This window comes from Methylobacterium mesophilicum (genome assembly GCF_036441335.1).
GTDB lineage: Bacteria > Pseudomonadota > Alphaproteobacteria > Rhizobiales > Beijerinckiaceae > Methylobacterium > Methylobacterium mesophilicum_B.
In genome coordinates, this window is the sequence record NZ_MLBW01000007.1 from 1 (window position 1) to 22,012 (window position 22,012).

Consider the following 22,012-nt stretch of genomic DNA (forward strand, 5'->3'; position numbering starts at 1 on the left):
GCCCGCGCCGATCGTGGCGAGCCCGGCGCTCTTGGGCCGCACCTCGCCGGGCTCGGAGCCGGCGCCGCGGGGGCCGGGCTTGGCAGGGGCGGCGTTGGCCTCCTCGGGGGTCTCGCCGGCCTCGCTGAGGTCGAACTTCAGGCCGAACTGCACGGAGGGGTCGAAGAAGCCCGACAGGGCGTCGAACGGCACCAGCAGGCGCTCCGGCACGCCCGAGAAGGACAGGCCGACCTCGAAGGCGTGCTCGGTGACGTTGAGGTCCCAGAACTGGTGCTGCAGGACGATCGTCATGTCCTGCGGGTACTTCTCGCGCAGGGCCTGCGACATCCGCACGCCGGGGGCCTCCGTCCGGAACGAGACGTAGAAATGGTGCTCGCCCATCAGCCCCTCGCGGGCCGCGTCGGTCAGGACCTTGCGCACCACGCCGCGCAGGGCGTCCTGTACCAGGAGGTCGTAGCGGATCAGGTCGTCTGCCATCTGCGGTCGCGCTCTCGCCCGGTCTGCCCGGCGCCCCGCCGCGGATGGCCGGACCGAGGACTGAAGTGGAGGCTTCTGTTGCCAGGCGCCTCCGAACCCCGCCTATGCGGAGCTACCCGCTAGGACTTCAGGTCGATATTGGGGACCGCTTACGCGGCCACCGCCACCGGAGCAAAGTTGTCGTTGGCAACTATTGCAAAGGCCCGATAACGGCGGAACCATGCCGAGCGAAAGCTCAACCTTTACGCCCTCGTCGATCCTATTTCGCCCCCGCCGAAGCCCCGGTTCCGATCACGCCCCTTGCGGCAGCATGTCCTGGGCTCGGGTGGAGGCGCCGGGTACCGCCCCCGGGTCCGATAGGTTTATTGCGAAGAACGTTTATCGCCATAGCCGGCCTCGCGACCGGCTCCCGAGATATAGAGGGGATCGGTCCGGTTTTGAAGCCCGATCGTGTCGCGCCGCTGTCTCATTTGGAGCCTCCGGGCGAGGCTGTTGCCGGAAGTGCGCAGTCGCGCGCCACCGCATCCGACGCGCCGGGGCCCCTCGCGCGGGCCTGGGCCGCGACGTGGCGGCTCGGCGCCCTGGTCGCCCTCGTGGTCGTCTATCTCGGCGCGGCGAGCCTGCTGTCGCTGGCCACGGTGCGGGTCGGCTTCGACCTGTGGCGCGGGATCGACCCGTTCCTGCCCCCCGAGCGGCGCCCGTTCCTCGGCGCGGTGGAGCTCGCCCACCGGGCCTTCGCGATCGACGCCCTGCGCCAAGTCTATCTCGCCGCGCTGGTGGTCGGCGGCGCGTGGTGGCGCGACCGGGACGGCTGGCGGCGGCGCCTCGCCCTCGACCGCGAGCGGCCGAACGGGATGCGGCCGGTCGCGCTGCTGGGCCTCCTGCTGATCTGGCCGGTGCTGCACATCGCCTGGGTCACCGGCACGGCCGAGCTGTTCGGGGCGAGCTTCGGCCAGCACGTGCGGCTGTCGCCGTTCATGAGCCAGGCCGCGGTCGCGGCGTGGCTCGCCTACCTGGCGATCCTGGCGCCGGTGGCCGAGGAGCTGCTGCTGCGCGGCGAGGCCTTCGCCCGCGCCCGGGCGACGGTGGGGCCCGTCGGTGCGATCCTGGTCACCGCGCTCATCTTCGCCGCCGCCCACATCTCGTCCTGGGGGCTCGCCCGGCCGGTCTCGCTGCTGCCCCTCGCCCTGGCGCTGGGCTGGCTGCGCTGGCGCACCGGCCGGCTCTGGCCCGGCATCGCCCTGCACGGCTGGTCGAACCTCGCCCTGGTGACCTACCTGCTCTGGCCGGCGTGAGGGCCTGTCCGGGGGCGCCGCCCGGACGCCGCCCGCGGACCGGCGCCCGGCGCGACGGTGGTGGACAGATCGCGGCGGCGCGCTTGCCGGCCGGCGCGCCGGCGCGCAGGAATGGGCGATGGACGCTTATCACGACCTGCTCCGGCGCATCCTCGACGCGGGCGTCGCCAAGGACGACCGCACCGGCACCGGCACGCTGTCGGTCTTCGGTCACCAGATGCGCTTCGACCTGTCGGCGGGATTCCCGCTGGTCACCACGAAGCGGCTGCACCTGCGCTCGATCATCCACGAGCTGCTCTGGTTCCTGGCGGGCGACACCAACGTGGCCGCGCTGAAGGCGAACGGCGTGACGATCTGGGACGAGTGGGCGGACGCGAACGGCGACCTCGGCCCGGTCTACGGCAAGCAGTGGCGCTCCTGGGAGAAGCCCGGCGGCGGCACGGTCGACCAGATCGCCTGGGTGCTCGGCGAGATCCGGCGCAACCCCGAGTCCCGGCGCCTGATCGTCTCGGCCTGGAACCCGGCCGACCTCGACCGGATGGCGCTCGCCCCCTGCCACTGCCTGTTCCAGTTCTACGTCAGCGAGGGGCGGCTCTCCTGCCAGCTCTACCAGCGCTCGGCGGACGCCTTCCTCGGCGTGCCGTTCAACATCGCGAGCTACGCCCTCCTGACCCACATGATCGCCCAGGTGGCCGGCCTCGGGGTCGGCGACTTCGTCCACACCTTCGGCGACGCCCATCTCTACCGGAACCACCTGGAGCAGACCCGCGCCCTCCTGGCCCGGGAGCCGCGCCCGCTGCCGCGGCTGCGGCTCAACCCGGAGGTGCGCGACCTCTTCGCGTTCCGGTACGAGGACATCGCCATCGAGAATTACGACCCGCATCCCGCCATCGCGGCCCCGGTGGCGGTATGAGCCCGACCGTCTCGCCCATCGTCTCGCTGGTCGCCGCCGTCGCCCGCAACGGCGTGATCGGCCGCGACAACGGGCTCGCCTGGCATCTCTCCAGCGATCTCAAGCGCTTCAAGGCCCTGACCATGGGCAAGCCGATGCTGATGGGGCGGCGCACCTGGGATTCGATCGGCCGGCCCCTGCCGGGGCGCCGCACCCTGGTGCTCACCCGGGATACGGGCTTCCGCGCCGAGGGCGTCGAGACCGTCCACGACTGGGACTCGGCGCTGGCCGCCGCCGGGGCGGAGCTAATGGTGGTCGGCGGCGCCGAGATCTACGCGCTCGCGCTCCCGCACGCCGACCGGCTCCACCTCACCGAGGTCGAGGCGGAGCCCGCCGGCGACGTGCGATTCCCGGCCTTCGACCGCGCCCGCTTCCGGGAGACGTTCCGCGAGGCGCACCCCGCCGGCCCGCGGGACGAGCACGCCTTCGCCTTCGTCGACTGGGAGCGCGCACGCTGAGGCGCGCCGCCGCATTTGCGTTCCGCGCCGGGCATGCCCACCTGCCAGCCTTGACAGCACGGGGCGTGCGCCCGCAGGTGCCTGTCGGGTGCGCGCGCTCACGCCGGGCCTGCACATCCTGCGGGAAGATGCGCGTGCGGGCTCTCGAGGCCTCCAGCCGGGCGCGGTCGCGGTGCGATCGGCCCGAATGGTCGGGACTAGGCGGGCGAGCGTGGCCGTTCAGGCAGGGGGCGCCGGCCGGGATGTGGGCCGGGCGCGGACAGGCAGGAGACGACGGCTAGGATGCCTTGGAGCAATCAGAGCGGCGGCGGGGGGCCCTGGGGCCGGCCCGGCGGCAACGGCGGCGGTCCCTGGGGTGGTGGCGGTGGCGGCGGCGGCAAGACGCCGCCGAACCTCGAGGACCTGCTCCGGCGCGGGCAGGACCGGCTGCGCGGCCTGATCCCGGGCGGCGGCGGCTCGGGCGGCGGCTACGAGACCATGAACGCGGCCTCCGCCGACAGGCCCGCGGCGTAGGCGGTCAGCTGATAGACGTCTTCCTCCCGCAGGTCGACGCGGCCGTCCGGGCGGACGACCCGCTTCCACTTGGCGTCCCGGCGCCCGGGGACTATCGTGCAGGACAACCCGCGGGCGATCGGCCATCGGTCGAGGCCCGCGGGACCGGAAACGCGTTCTTGAAGAGGTCGACCATGCACCCCGTCGCGAGCGCCCCCGAGGCGCCGTTCGGCCGCGCCCCGGCGCGGCCCCGCTCCCGCGCCCGCGCCCTGATGGCCTCGATCCTGATCGGCGCCTCCGTCAGCGTCTCGGTGGTCGCTGCCGCCCTGCCGGTCCCGGCCCTCGCCAAGGGGCCGGCCTCCCTCGCCGACTTGGCCGAGCAGGTCACCGACGCGGTGGTGAACATCTCTGCGTCCACCACCGTCGAGGCCCGCGCCGGCCGTGCCGGGCCGCAGGTGCCCCCGGGGACCCCGTTCGAGGACCTGTTCGAGGAGTTCTTCAACCGGCGCGGCGGCCGCGGCGGCGAGAGCGACGGGCCGCGCCAGCAGCGCAAGTCGAACTCCCTGGGCTCCGGCTTCATCATCGATTCCGCCGGCCTCGTGGTGACGAACAACCACGTCATCGGCGACGCCAACGACATCCAGGTCATCCTGCACGACGGCACGAAGCTGAAGGCCGAGATCGTCGGCAAGGATTCGAAGATCGACCTCGCGGTCCTGCGGGTGAAGCCCCCGGCCGACCGCACGCTGAAGGCCGTCCCGTTCGGCGATTCCGACAAGATGCGGCCGGGCGACTGGGTCATCGCCATCGGCAACCCGTTCGGGCTCGGCGGCTCGGTCTCGGCCGGCATCGTCTCGGCGCGGGGCCGGAACATCGAGTCCGGACCCTACGACAACTACATCCAGACCGACGCGGCCATCAACAAGGGCAATTCCGGCGGTCCGCTGTTCAACATGGACGGCGAGGTGATCGGCATCAACACGGCGATCCTGTCGCCGACGGGCGGCTCGGTGGGCATCGGCTTCGCGGTCCCGTCGGGCACGGCCAAGCCCGTGATCGACCAGCTCCGCGACTTCGGCGAGGTCCGCCGCGGTTGGCTCGGCGTGCGCATCCAGAACGTGGACGACACCACCGCCGAGGCGCTCAACCTCAAGGGCGGCGCGCGCGGCGCCCTGGTGGCCGGCGTCGACGAGAAGGGACCGGCCAAGACCGCCGGGATCGAGGTCGGCGACGTGATCCTGAAGTTCAACGGCGCGCCCGTGAAGGCCTCGGGCGACCTGCCGCGCATCGTCGCCTCGACCCCGGTGGGCCAGAAGGTCGACGTGGTCGTCATGCGCAAGGGCGAGGAGGTGACGAAGCCGGTCACCCTCGGCCGCCTGGAGGACAGCGACAAGCCGCAGCTCGCCAACCTGCGCCAGCCGGAGCCGGAGAGCGCGACCCGGCAGGCGCTGGGCCTCAACCTCTCCGGCATGACCGACGAGCTGCGCAAGAAGTACGCGATCAAGGACACCGTGAAGGGCGTGGTCGTCACCCGCGTCGACCCGAACTCGACCGCTGCCGACAAGCGGATCCAGCCCGGCGAGGTGATCGTCGAGGTCGGCCAGGAGTCGGTCAGCACCCCCGCGGAGGTGACCAAGCGGATCGACGCCCTCAAGAAGGACGGGCGCAAGTCGGTGCTGCTGCTGGTGGCGGGCGCGACCGGCGACGTGCGCTTCGTGGCCGTCGGCCTCGACTGAGCGGCATCATACCGTTTCCGGTTGAACACTGCGGTCGGGGCAGCCCGCTCCGCTCGCAAAGACGGCGGAACCGGCCTGATCAACCGGAACCGGTATCATCTGCAACATCGAAGGCCGTCGCTCAGCGAGGAGCGGCGGCCTTCGTGCATTCGAAGAGCTCGCATTGACGGGGCGCCGAGGGGCGGCACACTGGTGCCGCGAGTCGGTGCGGCTCGGACGATCCTGGACCCATGACAGCCGTTGCGTTCGACACCCTGAAGTTCGCCCGCGCGCTGCGGGAGAAGGCCAAGCTGTCGCCGGAGCAGGCCGAGGGCTTGGCCGACGCGCTGGTCGATGTCTTCGACGGAAATCTCGCCACGAAGGCCGACATTCGTGACGTGCAAGCGGATATTCGGCTTGTCCGCGGCGAGCTGGAGACCTTGAAGGTCCAGACTCACGCCGACATCGAGGCGCTGCGGCTCACGACCAAGGCCGACATCGAAGCCGTCAAGGGCGCCATCGCCTCCGCGAAGGTCGAGACGGTGCGCTGGCTCGTCGGCGCGATCGGCTTTCAGACGCTGGCGGTGCTGGGTGCCGTGGTCGCTCTGACCCGGACGCTCCACTGAGCACTCACCCCGCGAACTCCGCCGCCGCGTAGCCCTGCAGGTACAGGAGCGCGGTGAGGTCGCCGTGCTCGACGCGGACATGCGCCGCGGCCGCGACCGCGGGCTTCGCCCGGAACGCCACGCCGAGGCCGGCCTCGCCCAGCATGGCGAGATCGTTGGCGCCGTCGCCCACGGCGAGCGTGTCTGCCTGACCGAGACCGAGCGTGCTGCGCAACGCCATCAGCGCCGCGCGCTTCTCGGCCTTCCCGACGATCGGGTCCTCCACGCGGCCGGTGAGCCGCCCGTCCGCCACGCCCAGCACGTTGGACCGGTGCTCGTCGAAGCCGATCATCGCGGCGATCGGGCCGGTGAACAGCGTGAAGCCCCCGGAGACCAGGCAGGTCCGGGCGCCGTGCGCCCGCATCGTCCGCACCAGCGTGCGGCCGCCCGGGGTCAGGGTCAGGTGCCCGGCGATCAGTCCGTCGACCGCCCCGACCGGGATGTCCTTCAGGAGCGCGACGCGCTCGCGGAGCGCCGGCTCGAAGGCGATCTCGCCCCGCATCGCCCGCTCGGTGATCGCCGCCACGTGGTCCTTGAGGCCGAGCGTCCCGGCGAGCTCGTCGATGCATTCCTGCTCGATCATGGTGGAATCCATGTCGGCCAGGAACAGGCGCTTGCGCCTGTGGGCGTCGGCGGGCAGCACCGCGACGTCGATCGGCTCGCCCGCCAGCGCCGTCCGCAGCCGCTCCGTGAGGGACGCCGCGGCCGCGGGCTCGGCCGGAACCAGCAGCTCGGCCGCGACCTCGCCGTGCAGGATCCGGGGCTGGTGCTCCGTCCGCAGCACGGCGCGCGCCTCGGCCAGCACCGCGTCGGTGATGGACGGCCGATCCGGGTTTGCTATCAGGACCGCGACCAGCATCGTGGAGTTTCGCCTTGCCGCCAGACCGGGAGGAGGCCGGGGGGCGCCCGGCCGCGATCCTCATCGCAGGGCCCACCGCCTCGGGCAAGTCGGCGCTGGCCGCCCGGCTGGCGGCGCGTCACGGCGGCGCGGTGATCAACACCGATTCCATGCAGGTCTACGCGGACCTGCGCCGCCTGACCGCCCGTCCGGACCCGGCCGAGGAGGCGCGGGTCCCCCACCGGCTCTACGGCCACGTCGACGGCGCCGTGAACTACTCCGCGGGGCATTTCTCGCGGGACGCGGCGGCGCTGCTGGCGACGCTCGGCGGGCGCCTGCCGGTCTTCGTGGGCGGCACCGGCCTGTACTTCCGGGCGCTGGAGCGGGGATTCTCGGAGCTGCCGCCCGTGCCCGAGGCGGTGCGGGCGCGGGTGCGGGACGCGGCGGAGGGGCGCCCGACCGAGGCGCTGCACGGCGAGCTCGCCCGGCACGATCCCGAGGGGGCCGCCCGCCTGCGCCCGAGCGACCGGATGCGGGTGATGCGCGCCCTGGAGATCTTTCTCGCGACGGGCCGACCGATCGCCAGCTTCTACGGCGACCCGGTGCCCGGCCCGCTGGCCGGATGGAAGTGCCAGAAGATCTTCCTGGCACCCGACCGGGCGGTGCTGCGCGCCCGGATCGACGCCCGCTTCCGGACCATGATCGCCGAGGGGGCGCTGGACGAGGTCGCCCGCCTGCGCGCGCGACGCCTCGACCCGTTGCTGCCGGTGATGCGCGCCCACGGCGTGCCGGGCCTGATCGCCCATCTCGACGGGGCGGTGAGCCTCGAGGACGCGATCGTCCGGGGGCAGGCGGACACGCGGGCCTACGCCAAGCGCCAGTTCACGTGGTTCCGCCACCAGATGGGGGCGGACTGGCGCTGGGTGGATCCGGAATCCGCGGAGGTCGAGGCGCTGTTCTGAGGAGGGCGTCCGGCCCGCCGGGCGCGATCGGCTCGCCCGGTGCCGCGACCGGTGCGGCCCCCTCCCGCACGGGGGAGGGAGCCTGCCGCGTCTCACCCTGGCCCCGAGTCCAGGGTGACGGCCGGAGGCGTCAGCGCTCCAGCCGCGCCACGAGGCTCGACGTGTCCCAGCGGTTGCCGCCCATGGCCTGCACCTCGGCGTAGAACTGGTCGACGAGGGCCGAGACCGGCAGCTTGGCGCCGTTGCGGCGGGCCTCGTCCAGCAGGATGCCCAGGTCCTTGCGCATCCAGTCGACCGCGAAGCCGAAGTCGAACTTCCCCTGGTTCATGGTCTTGCCGCGGTTCTCCATCTGCCAGGAGCCGGCGGCGCCCTTGGAGATCACGTCGAGCACCGCCTCGACGTCGAGGCCGGCCCGCTTGGCGAAGTGGACGCCCTCCGAGAGGCCCTGGACGAGGCCGGCGATGCAGATCTGGTTGACCATCTTGGTGAGCTGGCCGGCGCCGGCCGGGCCCATCAGCCGGCAGGCCCGCGCGAAGGACCCGATCGCGCCCTCGACCTTGGCGTAGGTCGCCGCGTCGCCGCCGCACATCACGGTGAGCACGCCGTTCTCGGCGCCCGCCTGGCCGCCGGAGACCGGCGCGTCGATGAAGCCGAGCCCCTTGGCCGCGGCCGCCGCGGCGAGTTCCCGGGCGACCTCGGCGGAGGCGGTGGTGTGGTCCACGAACACCGCGCCGGGCTTCATGCCGGCCAGCGCCCCGTCGTCGCCCAGCACGACGCTGCGCAGGTCGTCGTCGTTGCCCACGCAGGCGAACACGATCTCGGCGCCCTCGGCGGCCTGCCGGGGCGTGGGCGCGGAGGCGCCGCCGTAGGTCTTCACCCAGGCCTCGGCCTTCGGGGCGGTGCGGTTGTAGACGGTGACGTCGTGGCCACCCTTCTTGGCGAGGTGGCCGGCCATCGGGCCGCCCATGACGCCGAGACCCAGGAATGCGACCTTCGCCATTGTCGTGCGCTCCTCGCAGGCCCGGACCGCGCCGGCACCCTTCCTTCTCCGACGGCGGCGGAGCTCGGCAGCCGGTCCGTGAAGGGGGTCGGGGCCGTGCCGGGGACCCGATGTGACAGATTGGGCGTCGTGCCGCCGCCGACGCTGCATCACAGCTCGGATCGCTTGCGTCAACGGCGGACCAATAGGATAACCCGCCCGTGTAGCCCGGGACCACGAAGTCCCAGCCGGAGCCCCCCGCGCGTGGCCCCGCGCGCGAGGCGTTCGGTCAGGGAGTGGGACATGGGCACGGCGATCGGCAGGCACGGGCCCTGGGCCCTCGTGGGGGCGCTCGGCGCCGCGGCGCTGGCGATCGTGGCGAGCCAGCGCGGCGAGACGATCAACGCCCTCTGGATCGTGGTCGCGGCGGTCTGCGTCTACCTCATCGCCTACCGCTACTACTCGCAGTTCATCGCCGACAAGGTGATGCGGCTCGACCCGAAGCGCGCGACGCCGGCCGTGCGCCACAATGACGGGCTCGACTACGTGCCCACCAACCGCGGCGTCCTGTTCGGCCACCACTTCGCGGCGATCGCGGGCGCGGGCCCGCTGGTCGGCCCGGTGCTCGCCGCGCAGATGGGCTACCTGCCCGGCATGCTCTGGATCCTGGCCGGCGTGGTGCTGGCCGGCGCCGTGCAGGACTTCATGGTCCTGTTCGTGTCGATGCGCCGGGACGGGCGCTCCCTCGGCGAGCTGATCCGGGCCGAGCTCGGCACGATTCCCGGCATCATCGCCCTGTTCGGCACCTTCCTGATCATGGTGATCCTGCTCGCCGTGCTGGCGCTGATCGTCGTGAAGGCGCTGGCCGAGAGCCCCTGGGGCACCTTCACGGTGATGTCGACGATCCCGATCGCCATGCTGATGGGCGTCTATTCCCGCTACATCCGGCCGGGCAAGATCGGCGAGGTCTCGATCCTCGGCTTCGTCCTGCTGATGCTGGCGATCATGGCCGGCGGCTCCGTGGCGGCGAGCCCGGTCTGGGGTCCGGCCTTCACCTTCACCGGCCCGCAGCTCTGCTGGATGCTGATCGGCTACGGCTTCGTGGCCTCGATCCTGCCGGTCTGGCTGCTCCTCGCGCCGCGCGACTACCTGTCGACCTTCCTCAAGATCGGCACCATCGTGGGCCTCGCGCTCGGCATCGCCTTCGTGGCGCCGCACATGCAGATGCCGGCGGTCACCAAGTTCGTCGACGGCACCGGCCCGGTCTGGGCCGGCAGCCTGTTCCCGTTCCTGTTCATCACCATCGCGTGCGGCGCGGTCTCGGGCTTCCACGCCCTGATCTCGTCGGGCACCACCCCGAAGCTGATCGCCAGCGAGTCCGACGCCCGCTTCATCGGCTACGGCGGCATGCTGATGGAATCCTTCGTGGCGATCATGGCGCTGGTCTCGGCCTGCGTGATCGACCCGGGCGTCTACTTCACGATGAACTCGCCGGCCGCCCTGGTCGGCACGACGCCCGAGACGGCCGCCGCCGCGGTCACCAAGCTCGGCTTCGCCACGACGCCGGAGGTCATCACCCAGACCGCCGCCGACGTCGGCGAGCACACGATCATCTCGCGGGCCGGCGGCGCGCCGACGCTCGCGGTCGGCATGGCCCACATCATCTCGTCGGCCATCGGCGGCAAGGCGATGATGGCCTTCTGGTACCACTTCGCGATCCTGTTCGAGGCGCTGTTCATCCTCACGGCCGTGGACGCGGGCACCCGCGCCTGCCGGTTCATGGTGCAGGACCTCGTGGCGCTCGCGGTCCCATCCTTCAAGAACACCACGTCGTGGGGCCCGAGCATCGCGGCGACCGCCATCTCGGTGGGGGCCTGGGGCTACTTCCTGTACCAGGGCGTGACCGACCCGCTCGGCGGCATCAACACCCTGTGGCCGCTCTTCGGTATCTCGAACCAGATGCTGGCCGCGGTGGCGCTGACCCTCTGCACGGTGGTGATCTTCAAGATGAAGCGCGAGCGCTACGCGTTCGTGACCATCATCCCGACCGCGTGGCTGTGCATCTGCACCCTCACGGCCGGCTGGCAGAAGATCTTCTCGGCCGACCCGAAGATCGGCTTCCTGGCCCACGCCCAGCGCTACGCGGCGGCCGCCGCGGAGGGCAAGGTCCTGGCGCCGGCCAAGAACGCCGACCAGATGAGCCAGATCATCCTCAACGACCGCATCGACGCGGTGCTGGCGGCCCTGTTCATCGGCCTCGTCGTCGCCATCGCGGGCTTCGGCATCGCCGCCTGCCTGAAGGCGTGGCGCGCGGATCGCTGGACCGCGCTGGAGACCGAGCCGCACATGGTCCCGGCCGAGTAGGAGGTCCCATGCTGCCGTCGTCGAACCTGCGGGACCGGATCCGGACGCTGTCCAAATGCGTCTGCGACGGCGCCCGGCTGATGGTCGGGCAGGGGGACTACGCGGCCTACGCCGAGCATGTCCGCCGCACCCATCCCGACCAGGCGCCGATGACCGAGGTGGAGTTCTTCCGCAACCGGGAGAACGCCCGCTTCGGGGTCGGCAACACCGCGGGCTTCCGCTGCTGCTGACAGGCGGCCGCTGAGGCCGCTCGTCCTTGCGAGCGGAGCGAAGCGATCCGGGCAGCGCTGCGTCTTCCAACGTCGCGTTGCCCCGGGTCGCTTCGCTGCGCGCGCGATGACGGCGGCGTGTCATCGCCGCGGACCGGGCCCCGCCCGCTGCGCGGACCCGTTTCCCTTCGGCCGGCGTTCTCCACGCCGGAGGGCCGCGGGCCCTCGCCGGATGCGGAAGGCCAATGACCGACGACAGCGCGCAGGACTCGAAGGAACCCCGGGCCGTCAACACCGCCCATGCCTGGGAGCGGGCCTACTGGGCGCGCCGGTTCATGGTTCCGGTGGAGCAGGTCGCGGCCGCCGTGGCGGCGGTCGGCGACGACCCGGCCCGCGTCGCCGCCCATCTCGGGCGGGACTGGCCGGGCCACGAGCCCGCCACCTGAGCCGTCCCGCGAGCCCGCCGCGCGCGCCCTCGTCCTCCGCGATCCCGGGCTTAAGCTCGGCCGGATCTTGACTCGGCCGCCACAATATCCGCCATCTCAGGCCCGACGGGAGGTCGGCATGAGCATTTTCCAGGACGCCATCCTTCGGTTCGGCCGCACGATCATGTCGTACGCGGGCGACGCGGTCTTCCTGCAGGCCGCGGTCTCGTCCGCCGCCAACGTCATCGTGGCGGACGGGGACGTGGGCGAGGAGGAGATCGAGTCGGCGATCAGCGGCATCCGCGCCAACCCGATCCTCGAGAAGTCCTACGACACGCTGCGCGTCGAGCAGGAGCTCTACGAGGCGATCGCCCGGGCCAAGACCCGGGCCGGGCGGCTGGAGAACCTGCGCCACGTCGGCGCCATCGCGGAGCGGCCGATCGAGCAGCGCCAGGACGTGTTCCTGATCGGCGCGGACGTGGCCGATATCGACGGCATCAGCGCGGTCGAGCACAAGGCGCTCGACGAGATCGCCGGGGCGCTGCAGGTCGACAAGTCCGCGCTGCTGCGCTGACCCGGCCGGCGCGGCGCCCGGCAGGCCCGGAGTCGGCGCGCCGGGATCCCGCTCCGGCCCGCCCCCGCATCCCGATAGNGGCGGTCTCGATCGCGGCCGGCAGCCGGGTCGCGTCGCTCAGGAACTCCAGGTCGGCGCGGATCCCGCATCCCGATAGGCCGGAGCGCCGCGGAGGCCGCGACGGCGTTCTCCTGCGCGGCCCGCTGACGCGCGTGCCGGGAGGCGGGCGCGACGCGGGGCATGAGGCCCGCCGCGGCCCTGCGGCGACGCGGCCCGTCCTTTGCCTATCCGGACGTGATAGCGAAACATTCCGGGTTTAGCCGGTGAGCCGGTACACAACGCGGAGTTGCCGGCCCGGGGCCGGACGGCGGAGACCGCATGGGCCTCGTCCTCTACGCGCTCAAGTTCCGGATCACGACCTACGTGCTCGCGGTCCTGATGATGCTCGGCGGCGTCGGGGCGATGGTCGTCACCCCGAAGGACGTCCTCCCGGTCGTCGACATCCCGGTCGTCGTGGTGGTCTGGACCTATACCGGACTCTCGGCGCCGGAGATGGAGCAGCGCGTCACGACCTACGCCGAGTACGGCATCTCCAACAACGTCAACAACATCCGCCGCATGGAGTCGACGACGCTCCAGGGCACGGCGGTGCAGCGGATCTACTTCGACCCGTCGGTGAGCCTCGATCTCGCCATCGCCCAGGTGGTGTCCTCGACCAACTCGATCCGCGCCGTGATGCCCCCCGGCACGCAGCCGCCGGTGATCGTGCGCTACTCCGCGTCCTCGGTGCCGGTGATCCAGCTCGCGCTGACCTCGGCCAAGGAGAGCCTCAACCAAGTCTACGACTACGCCCAGTACCGGATCCGCCAGACCCTGGCGCAGGTCCCGGGCTCGACCCTGCCGTCGCCCTTCGGCGGCGCGCCCCGGCAGATCATGGTCGACCTCGACCTCAACGCCCTGCAGGCGCTCGGCCTGACGCCGCTGGACGTCACCAACGCCATGACGGCCCAGAACCTGACCGTGCCGTCCGGCCTCGCCAAGATCGGCGAGCAGCAGTACCCGATCCAGCTCAACGGCACCCCGCCGTCGATCGAGACCCTGAACCTCGCGCCGATCAAGGTGGTGGCCGGCCAGCCCGTGCTGGTGCGCGACGTCGCCTACGTCCGCGACGGCGGCCCGCCGCAGGTCAACGTGGTCGGCGCCGACGGCCAGCAGGCCGTGCTGATGCAGATCATCAAGAACGGCAACGCCTCGACCCTCAACGTGGTCAACAACGTCAAGAAGGCGATGCCGACGATCCGCGCCGCCGCGCCCGAGGGGCTGTCGATCAAGCAGCTGTTCGACCAGTCGGTCTTCGTCTCGAACGCCATCGAGGGCGTGCTGCACGAGGCGCTGACCGCGGCGGCCCTGACGGGGCTGGCCATCCTGCTGTTCCTCGGCTCCTGGCGCTCGACGATCATCGTGCTGATCTCGATCCCGCTCTGCGTCATGACCTCGCTCGCCGTGCTGGCGGCGCTCGGCGAGACCATCAACGTGATGACGCTGGGCGGGCTCGCGCTGGCGGTCGGCATCCTGGTGGACGACGCCACGGTGGCGATCGAGAACACCTACCGGCTGTTCGAGGAGGGCGAGGAGTTCCGCGAGAGCGTGGTCCACGGTGCCGCCGGCATCGCCAAGCCGGCGCTGATCTCGACGCTCGCGATCTGCGCGGCCTTCACGGCGGTCTTCGCGCTCACCGACACGCCGAAGTACCTGTTCACCCCGCAGGCGCTCGCGGTCGTGTTCGCGATGCTGACCTCCTACCTGCTGTCGCGCACCCTGGTGCCGCTCCTGATCGACGTGATCGTGGCGCCGGAATACCGGCAGAAGCACGCCAAGGACCGGGATCGGCACGGGGCTCCCCGGCGGGGCCGCATCGCCCGCGCCGTCGGCGTCGTCGGGGCACCGCTCATGCGGCTCGCCGGCTGGGTCCACGGCGGCTTCGAGCGCGGCTTCGCGCGGTTCCACCGGGGCTATGTCGGGCTGCTGCACGCGGTGCTGCGCCACCGGATCGTCACCCTGGGCGCCGTCGGCTTCGTGCTCGGCATGACCGGCGTCCTGTTCGTCTTCGTCGGCCAGGACTACTTCCCGCAGATCGAGGCGAGCCAGATGACCATGCATCTGCGCACCCGCGTCGGCATGCGCATCGAGACCGCCCGGCAGGTCTTCGCCGAGGTCGAGGACACCGTCCGCGAGGTGATCCCGGCGGCCGAGGTCGACCAGATCCTCCAGAACATCGGCCTGCCGTCGAACAACTACAACTTCGCGTTCTCGGACGGCTCGTTCGTCTCGTACAACGACGGGCAGATGCTGATCAGCCTGAAGGAGGGGCACGGCTCGGTGTCGGGCTACACGAAGCGCCTGCGCGACGTGCTGATGAAGCGCTTCCCCGACGTGATCGTCTATTTCCAGCCCGCCGACATGATCACCCAGATCCTGAACTTCGGCGTCCTCACGCCGATCGACGTGCAGGTCTCCGGCCGTCACAAGGAGAAGGACCTGGAGGTCGCCCAGCGCATCGTGCAGCGGCTGAAGCACACGAAGGGCCTCGTCGACGTCCACCTGCAGCAGATCGTCAACGAGCCGCAATTCTACGTCGACGTCGACCGGCGCCTCGCCTCCGAACTCGGGCTGACCGAGCAGCAGGTGGCGCAGAACATGAACATCTCGCTGTCCGGCAGCTACCAGGTCACGCCGAACTTCTGGCCCGACCCGAAGACCGGGATCCCCTACCAGCTCTGGGTGCAGACGCCCGAGTACCGCAACAGCTCGCTCACCGACCTGCGCAACACGCCCATGTTCGTGCGCGCCGCCGCGACCTCCGGCTCCGGTCCCGGGGTGCTGACCCTGCTGTCGAGCCTCGCCGACATCCGGCGGACGCCGACGCAGACCATGATCAGTCACGTCAACATCCAGCCGACCTTCGACATCTTCGCCTCGGTGCAGGACCGGGACCTCGGCTCGGTCGCCGGCGAGATCGACGCGATCGTCGAGGACGAGCAGAAGAACCTCGAGGCACCCGACAAGATCGTCGTCCGCGGCCAGATCGAGAACATGCGCTCGGCCTTCTTCCGCCTGGAGATCGGCCTCGGCATCGCGCTGATCGCCGTCTACCTGCTGATGGCGGTGAACTACCAGAGCTGGGGCGACCCGTTCGTGGTGATCGCCGCCCTGCCGATGGCGTTCTGCGGCATCACCTTCGCGCTGTTCGTGACCGGCACGCCGTTCTCGATCCCGTCGATCTTCGGGGCGATCATGTCGGTGGGCATCGCCTCGGCGAACTCGATCCTGCTCGTCACCTTCGCCAAGGAGCACCGGGAGGAGACCGGGTGCAGCGCCCTGGAGGCGGCGATCACCGCCGGCGAGACCCGGCTGCGCCCGGTGCTGATGACCGCCTCGGCGATGTTCCTGGGGCTCATCCCGATGGCGCTCGGCACCGGCGAGGGCGGCGAGCAGAACGCCGCCCTCGCCCGCGCGGTCATGGGCGGCATCGCCTTCGCGACGCCCGCGACCCTGCTGCTGGTCCCGTTCCTCTACGTGCTGATGCGCGGCGGCCCGGCGCAGCCGGTGCAGGATTACCTGGGGCCGGAGGGGCGACCGGCGACGGCCTAATCGTCAGCCGCGCGGGTCTCTCCTCCCCCTTGCGGGGAGGAGTTGGAGGTAGGGGTGGTGCAGGAGGCACCGCTGCGCCTCATCCTGAACCACCCCCACCCCTGACCCCACCCCGCAAGGGGGAGGGGAAATGGTCCGTCGAGCCTGCTCACCCCTCCTTGAAGCCGTATTCCGGGGTGTCGTCGTCGTTGCCGTAGTACTTGTACGGCAGGAACTTGCCCGACATGGTGAGCTTCACGCGGTCGCCCTTGTTGTTGGCCTCGCGGGCCATGTCCATGTTGAAGTCGATCGCCGACATGATGCCGTCGCCGAACTCCTCCTGAATCAGCTCCTTGAAGGTCGTGCCGTAGACCATCACCAGCTCGTAGAACCGGTAGATCAGCGGGTCGGTGGGCGGCATGGACGGGATCGAGCCGCGATAGGGCGGCTCGTTGAGCATCCGCTCCTCGGCGGCGGTGAGGCCGAAGAGCTCGGCCGCGCGCTTGGCCTGGGCCTTCGGCAGCTTCATCTGGCCCAGGCAGGCCGCGGTGATCAGGAACGGCGACAGCCCGCCGATCTCCTCGTGGATGTGCTTCCAGCTCCAGCCCTTCTCGCGCTTGATGTCGAGAAGCTTCTCGGTGAGGTCTTCGCGCTTCATCGTCGGCTCCCGGAGTTCGATCTGCGATGGGTCCGGTGAGGCCGCGCGGTCCGCGGCCCCACCCACCCGATGCGGGTGCGCGTCCGGATCGCGACCGGTGAGGGGGGACGGTCGCGTCCGGACGCGGACATCCGCCGGGCATCGTCGCGGCACGCTTTCGGGAGCGGCGCCGGCCGACGGGCGGACAGTCCCCCCTCGGCAAAGGGTGTGCCAGGCGGGGACCCGGGAAAAACGCTCCGTCTGCCAGTGATTTGGCTTGCCGGTTGCCGCTCACGACATCTCGTCGGAAACGAGATATCGTGAGCGGATGACGATATCTCGCGAGTCCCGTGCCGCCGGAACCTTCGGGCCGGTCTTCGAGGCGAGCCCGGATCCGATGCTGGTCCTCGCGCCGGAGGAGGACCGGGTCGCGGACGCCAACCCGGCGGCGGCGCGCCTCCTCGGCTACGGCCGCCCGGCGCTGCGCGGCGCGCGGGCGAGCGCGCTGTTCCCCGCCATCGCCGCGCTGGTCTCGTGCTACGGCCTCTTCGCCGACGCGGCGCTCACGGTCTTCACCGAGGCCGCGCTGGCCAGGGGGCACTGGTGGACGCGCATGCTGGCGCCGCGCGACGCGGCGGGCCGCGACCTGCGGGTCGAGACCGCGGCCTTCCCGCTGCCGGGCGACGCGATGCGCCTCCTCGTGACCCTGGCGGACCCGGACACGCTGCACCGCCGCCAGGTCGACGGCGAGGCCGAGGCCCACATGCGCGCCGGCCTCTCCGAGTGGCAGCGCGTGGAGCGCATCTTCCGCGACATCGAGCGGGGCAACCAGCTCATCCTGCGCGCGGCCGGGGAGGGGATCTACGGCGTCAACGCGGAGGGCGTGACCACCTTCGTCAACCCGGCCGCCGCGCGCATGCTCGGCTGCGAGGCCGCCGACCTCGTCGGCCGGGACATGCACGCCGCCGTGCACCACACCCGCCCGGACGGCAGCCACTACCCCCACCACGACTGCCCGATCTACGCGGCGTTCCGCGACGGGACCGTGCACCAAGTCGATCACGAGGTCTTCTGGCGCGCCGACGGGACCGCCTTCCCGGTCGAGTACACCTCGACGCCGATCCGCGACCGGGGGCGCCTGCTCGGCGCCGTCATCGTGTTCCGCGACATCAGCCAGCGCCGGGAGGCCGAGGCCCGGCTGACGAGCGCGCTCGCCGAGGTCGACTCCCTCCGGGAGCGCCTCGAGCTGGAGAACGCGTACCTCAAGGAGGAGATCCGGGCCGAGCGCCAGCACCAGGGCATCATCGGCCGCTCGCCCGCCATCGCGGCGACGCTCCGGCAGGTCGACCGCGTCGCGGCCACCGACGCCACGGTGCTGATCACCGGCGAGTCCGGCACCGGCAAGGAGCTGATCGCCCGGGCGATCCACGAGGCCAGCCGCCGCAGCGCCCGCCCGATGATCCGCGTCAACTGCGCCGCGATTCCCCGCGAACTGTTCGAGAGCGAGTTCTTCGGCCACGCCAAGGGCAGCTTCACGGGGGCGCTGCGCGACCGGGTCGGCCGGTTCGAACTCGCCGACGGCGGCACGCTATTCCTCGACGAGGTCGGCGAGATCCCCCTCGACCTTCAGGGCAAGCTGCTGCGCGTCCTGCAGGAGCGCTCGTTCGAGCGGGTCGGTGAGGCGCGCACCCGGGCGGTGGACGTGCGCGTGGTCGCGGCCACCAACCGGGACCTGCGCGCCGAGATCCGGGCGGGCCGCTTCCGGGAGGACCTCTACTTCCGCCTCAACGTCTTCCCGATCCAGGCGCGGCCCCTGCGCGAGCGGCCCGAGGACATCCCGCCGATCGCCCAGCACCTGCTCCGGGTCGCGGCGCGCCGCCTCACCGTGCCGGAGCCGCGCCTCACCGAGGGCGACGTCCGCCGCCTGTGCCGCTACCCCTGGCCCGGCAATGTCCGGGAGCTGGAGAACGTGATCGAGCGGGCGGTGATCCTCTCCGCCCGGGGCCGCCTCCGCCTCGACCTGCCCGACGGGGAGGCGGCCGGGCCCGCCGACCACCGAGGCCGAGCGCCGGGCGCGCGACCGCGCCGAGATCGTCGCGGCCCTGGCGCTGGCGGGCGGGCGGATCTCCGGGCCGGGCGGTGCGGCCGCGCTCCTCGGCCTGCGGCCGACGACGCTGGCCTCGCGGATCAAGGCCCACGGGATCCCGCGCGGCTGATCCGGCGAGCCCTTGATCCGATCTTAAGATCGCTCCGCCACGATGCGTGCCGGGCTTCCCCGTCGAAGTCGCAGCGTCCCCGGCCGATGCAGGACTTCTCCGATCCCGTCACCCTCCCGGCCGGCGCCGTCCTGTTCGAGGAGGGGGCGATCGGGCACTGCGCCTACCTGATCCTGAGCGGGCGCATCGCGATCTTCCGGCGGCGCGACGGCGGCGATGCCGTGCTTGCCCGGCGCGGCGCCGGCGAGATCTTCGGCGAGATGGCCATCCTCGACGCCCTCCCGCGTTCCGCCGGCGCGCGCGCCGAGGCGGATTGCGTGCTCGTCCCGGTGGACGCGGTGCAGATCCGCCAGAGGCTCGCCGGCGCCGATCCGATCTTGCGCCTCTGCCTGGAGGGGCTCATCGCCCGGTTCCGCGAGACCCTGCCCCGGCTCGGCCCGGCGGTCGCCGAGGGGGCTCCGGTGCCGCCGTCGCCCACCGCCCGCGCCGATTTCGACGCGACGGTCGCGTCGCTCGCGCAGGAGCGCGCCCTGCGGCGGGCCCTGGCCCGGGACGAGTTCGCGCTGTTCCTGCAGCCGATCGTGCGGCTCGCCACCGGGCGGCTCGCCGGCTTCGAGGCCCTGATCCGCTGGCACGATCCCGAGCGCGGGCTCGTGGCACCCGCGTCCTTCATCCCGGCCGCCGAGGCGAACGGCCAGATCCTGGCGATCACCGCCTGGGTGATCGGCGCGATCGGCCGGATCGTGCCCCGAATCCTGCAGGCTGGCCTGCCCGCGCCCGCCTCCGTCGAGCCGTCCCTGTTCGTGAGCTTCAACGTCACGGCCCAGGATCTCGCCCGCTCGGACATACCGGGCCTCGTCGACGCGATGCTGCGCCGGACCGGCCTCGCGCCCGGCGCCCTCAAGATCGAGGTCACCGAGAGCGCGCTGATGCAGGATCCGGCCGGGGCCGCGGCCGCCCTCGCGCGCTGCCGCGCCGCCGGCCTCGGCATCGCGGTGGACGATTTCGGCACCGGCTACTCCTCGCTCAGCCATCTCAGCACCCTGCCGATCACCACGCTCAAGGTGGACCGGGCCTTCGTCCGGGCGATGCTGGCGGAACCGCGGGATCGCCGGATCGTCCAGACCATCCTGCGGCTCGCCGAGGAGATCGGGGTGGCGGCGGTCGCGGAGGGCATCGAGGGCCGCGCCGAAGCGGAGGCCCTCGCGGCGATGGGCTGCGCCCTGGGCCAGGGCTACCATTTCGGCCGCCCGATGCCGGAGGTCGACGCCCTCGCGGCGGCGGCGGCCTGGAACGCCGAGGCATGGCGCATTGGGCCGACCCGCGGGGCCGGCCGGGACCGGCCGAGGGTCCGCGCCCAGGCCTGAGGGATTTGCGGGCCCCGGCGCGGTCTTTCGCCGCCTCCGCGAGCGTGGTTTCGATGCACCGGGCTGGCGGGAAGCGCGCGGCTCCGGGCGGAAACGCTTGCATCCGGTGCGTGTTTTCGGACCATGCGTCTTCGGGTCTCGGAGGCGGGCTTTGGGCGGAGACGAGCGGGACGGGCAGATGGCCGAAGGGGCTGCGGGGGCATCCGCGCATCCGGCGCCCTGGGAATTCGTGCTGCCGGAGGAGACGGCCACGGAGGATCTCGGCCTGTTCCTGTCCGAGTTCCTGATGCCCGGGGACGTGGTGGCGCTGTCCGGAGGACTGGGTGGCGGCAAGACCACGCTCGCCCGCGCCATCATCCGCGAACTCGCCGGCGACGCGCGCCTGGAGGTGCCGAGCCCGACCTTCACGCTGATCCAGCCCTACGCGGCCCGCGACGGCCGGCCGATCGTCCACGCCGACCTGTACCGGCTGCGCGACCCCGACGAGTTGGTGGAGCTCGGCTTCGACGAGATGGCCGAGGGCGCGATCACCCTGGTGGAGTGGCCCGACCGGCTGCCGCCCCGCGACGGCCCTGTGCTGACCGTGGACCTGTCGCTGCGGGCGGAGTTCGGCGCCGAGGCGCGTCTCGCCCGGATCGACGGCACCGGCGGCATGCGCGCCCGCCTCGACCGGGCCCGGGCGGTGCGCCGCCTGCTCGACCGCAGCGGCTGGGACATCGCCGAGCGGACCCTGATGCAGGGGGACGCCTCGTCCCGCGCCTACGAGCGCCTGACCAAGCCCGACGGCACCAGCGCCGTGCTGATGATCGCGCCGCCGCGTCCCGACGGGCCGCCGGTGCGGGACGGCAAGCCCTACAGCGCGATCGTGCACCTCGCCGAGAGCGTCCACGCCTTCGTCGCCCTCGACCGGGGCCTGCGGGCGCTCGGCTTCTCGGCCCCGAAGATCTACGGCGAGGACCTGACCGAGGGCCTGCTGATCCTGGAGGATCTCGGCACCGAGCCGGTGATCGAGGGGGGCGCCCCGCGGCCCGAGCGCTACGCCGAGGCCGTGCGCGTGCTGGCCAAGCTCCACGCCAACCCCCTGCCCCCGGTCCTGCCCGTGGCGGAGGGGATCGAGCACAGGCTGCCGCCCTACGACATGGAGGCGCTGCTGTTCGAGGCGGAGCTGATGCCCGAGTGGTACGCCCCGGCGATCCGGAACGTCAGCCTGTCGGCGGAGGCGCGGGCCGCCTTCGTCGATCTGTGGCGGGCGGCCCTCCAGGGCGCGGTCCCGGACCGGCCGACCTGGACCCTGCGCGACTACCATTCCCCGAACCTGATCTGGCTGCCCGAGCGCGACGGGCTGGAGCGGGTCGGGCTGATCGATTTCCAGGACGCCGTCATGGGCCACCCGGCCTACGACGTCGCCTCGCTGCTGCAGGATGCCCGGGTCGATTCCAGCGCGGAGTTCGAGCTGCGGCTGCTCGGCCTCTACGCCCGCGAGCGCCGCGGCCGGGACCCGGCCTTCGATGTCGGCGCCTTCGCCACCGCCTACGCGCTGCTGGCGGCCCAGCGGGCCACCAAGATCCTTGGCATCTTCGCGCGCCTCGACCGGCGCGACGGCAAGCCCGGCTACCTCGCCCACCTGCCGCGCATCGAGGGCTACCTCGCCCGCAACCTCGCCCATCCGGCGCTCTCCGGGCTGCGGGCGTGGCACGCGGACCACCTGCCGGGCTTCGTCGCCCCGGCGCCCGAACCCTGACCACCGGATTCCCGAC

General features: G+C 72.1%; 17 protein-coding genes, 1 other RNA gene and 2 pseudogenes. 15 read left to right on the forward strand and 5 right to left on the reverse strand.

Features of this window, described 5'->3' with window-relative positions:
• A partial coding sequence (locus MMR14E_RS05235) for an SspB family protein (RefSeq protein WP_331313148.1) occupies positions 1-477 on the reverse strand: 477 nt, incomplete at its 3' end.
• Between the two features lie 64 nt (positions 478-541).
• Positions 542-923: a transfer-messenger RNA gene (gene ssrA / locus MMR14E_RS05240) on the reverse strand.
• Between ssrA and MMR14E_RS05245 the strand changes: the two genes are divergently transcribed.
• The 6 genes from MMR14E_RS05245 (at position 915) to MMR14E_RS05270 (ending at position 6,015) form a co-directional block, all read left to right on the forward strand.
• On the forward strand, positions 915-1,772 hold the full coding sequence (locus MMR14E_RS05245; RefSeq protein WP_419539303.1) for a CPBP family intramembrane glutamic endopeptidase: 858 nt from the start codon (positions 915-917) through the stop codon (positions 1,770-1,772). The genes ssrA and MMR14E_RS05245 overlap by 9 nt on opposite strands.
• A gap of 118 nt (positions 1,773-1,890) precedes the next feature.
• Positions 1,891-2,685 (forward strand): thymidylate synthase, encoded by a 795-nt coding sequence (locus MMR14E_RS05250; protein WP_331313150.1) that lies wholly within the window; start codon positions 1,891-1,893, stop codon positions 2,683-2,685.
• Positions 2,682-3,182, forward strand: a complete 501-nt coding sequence (locus MMR14E_RS05255; protein WP_331313151.1) for a dihydrofolate reductase — start codon at positions 2,682-2,684, stop codon at positions 3,180-3,182. The genes MMR14E_RS05250 and MMR14E_RS05255 overlap by 4 nt, the downstream gene beginning before the upstream one ends.
• 282 nt (positions 3,183-3,464) lie before the next feature.
• The gene (locus MMR14E_RS05260; protein WP_331313152.1) at positions 3,465-3,695 is read left to right on the forward strand and encodes a protease modulator HflK N-terminal domain-containing protein; all 231 of its coding nucleotides are present in this window, start codon (positions 3,465-3,467) and stop codon (positions 3,693-3,695) included.
• A 173-nt stretch (positions 3,696-3,868) separates the two neighbouring features.
• Positions 3,869-5,410 (forward strand): DegQ family serine endoprotease, encoded by a 1,542-nt coding sequence (locus MMR14E_RS05265; protein ID WP_331313153.1) that lies wholly within the window; start codon positions 3,869-3,871, stop codon positions 5,408-5,410.
• Between the two features lie 230 nt (positions 5,411-5,640).
• A complete protein-coding gene (locus tag MMR14E_RS05270) occupies positions 5,641-6,015 on the forward strand; it encodes a hypothetical protein (RefSeq protein WP_331313154.1) in 375 nt (124 codons plus the stop codon).
• 4 nt (positions 6,016-6,019) lie between these two features.
• Here MMR14E_RS05270 and serB read toward each other — a convergent pair whose 3' ends face one another.
• Complete coding sequence (serB, locus tag MMR14E_RS05275) at positions 6,020-6,913, reverse strand: phosphoserine phosphatase SerB (RefSeq protein ID WP_331313155.1); 894 nt, start codon at positions 6,911-6,913, stop codon at positions 6,020-6,022.
• Positions 6,914-6,927: 14 nt separating this feature from the next.
• Here serB and miaA point away from each other — a divergent pair, with 14 nt between their 5' ends.
• Positions 6,928-7,854: a tRNA (adenosine(37)-N6)-dimethylallyltransferase MiaA gene (miaA, locus tag MMR14E_RS05280; protein ID WP_331313156.1), complete on the forward strand. Its 927-nt coding sequence runs from the start codon at positions 6,928-6,930 to the stop codon at positions 7,852-7,854.
• Between the two features lie 130 nt (positions 7,855-7,984).
• On the opposite strand, the gene MMR14E_RS05285 is transcribed toward miaA, so the two are convergent.
• Positions 7,985-8,854, reverse strand: a complete 870-nt coding sequence (locus MMR14E_RS05285) for an NAD(P)-dependent oxidoreductase (RefSeq protein ID WP_331313157.1) — start codon at positions 8,852-8,854, stop codon at positions 7,985-7,987.
• Between the two features lie 282 nt (positions 8,855-9,136).
• Here MMR14E_RS05285 and MMR14E_RS05290 point away from each other — a divergent pair, with 282 nt between their 5' ends.
• From MMR14E_RS05290 to MMR14E_RS05310, 5 genes are all read left to right on the forward strand, one after another.
• On the forward strand, positions 9,137-11,197 hold the full coding sequence (locus MMR14E_RS05290) for a carbon starvation CstA family protein (protein ID WP_331313158.1): 2,061 nt from the start codon (positions 9,137-9,139) through the stop codon (positions 11,195-11,197).
• A gap of 8 nt (positions 11,198-11,205) precedes the next feature.
• Positions 11,206-11,427, forward strand: a complete 222-nt coding sequence (locus MMR14E_RS05295; RefSeq protein ID WP_273561037.1) for a YbdD/YjiX family protein — start codon at positions 11,206-11,208, stop codon at positions 11,425-11,427.
• 224 nt (positions 11,428-11,651) lie between these two features.
• On the forward strand, positions 11,652-11,852 hold the full coding sequence (locus MMR14E_RS05300; protein ID WP_331313159.1) for a DUF3606 domain-containing protein: 201 nt from the start codon (positions 11,652-11,654) through the stop codon (positions 11,850-11,852).
• 118 nt (positions 11,853-11,970) lie between these two features.
• On the forward strand, positions 11,971-12,405 hold the full coding sequence (locus tag MMR14E_RS05305; protein ID WP_331313160.1) for a tellurite resistance TerB family protein: 435 nt from the start codon (positions 11,971-11,973) through the stop codon (positions 12,403-12,405).
• 378 nt (positions 12,406-12,783) lie between these two features.
• Positions 12,784-16,056, forward strand: coding sequence for an efflux RND transporter permease subunit (locus MMR14E_RS05310; RefSeq protein WP_331313161.1), 3,273 nt, complete (start codon positions 12,784-12,786; stop codon positions 16,054-16,056).
• A 148-nt stretch (positions 16,057-16,204) separates the two neighbouring features.
• On the opposite strand, the gene cynS is transcribed toward MMR14E_RS05310, so the two are convergent.
• The gene (gene cynS / locus MMR14E_RS05315; protein ID WP_331313162.1) at positions 16,205-16,693 is read right to left on the reverse strand and encodes a cyanase; all 489 of its coding nucleotides are present in this window, start codon (positions 16,691-16,693) and stop codon (positions 16,205-16,207) included.
• A 376-nt stretch (positions 16,694-17,069) separates the two neighbouring features.
• Here cynS and MMR14E_RS05320 point away from each other — a divergent pair.
• The 3 genes and pseudogenes from MMR14E_RS05320 to tsaE all read left to right on the forward strand — a co-directional run bounded on the left by MMR14E_RS05320 (position 17,070) and on the right by tsaE (position 21,996).
• A pseudogene (locus MMR14E_RS05320) lies at positions 17,070-18,888 on the forward strand (sigma 54-interacting transcriptional regulator).
• 119 nt (positions 18,889-19,007) lie between these two features.
• Positions 19,008-20,255 (forward strand): annotated as a pseudogene (locus MMR14E_RS05325) (EAL domain-containing protein); the annotation flags it as partial.
• A 178-nt stretch (positions 20,256-20,433) separates the two neighbouring features.
• A complete protein-coding gene (tsaE, locus tag MMR14E_RS05330) occupies positions 20,434-21,996 on the forward strand; it encodes a tRNA (adenosine(37)-N6)-threonylcarbamoyltransferase complex ATPase subunit type 1 TsaE (RefSeq protein ID WP_331313164.1) in 1,563 nt (520 codons plus the stop codon).
• The last annotated feature ends 16 nt before the right edge of the window (positions 21,997-22,012 follow it).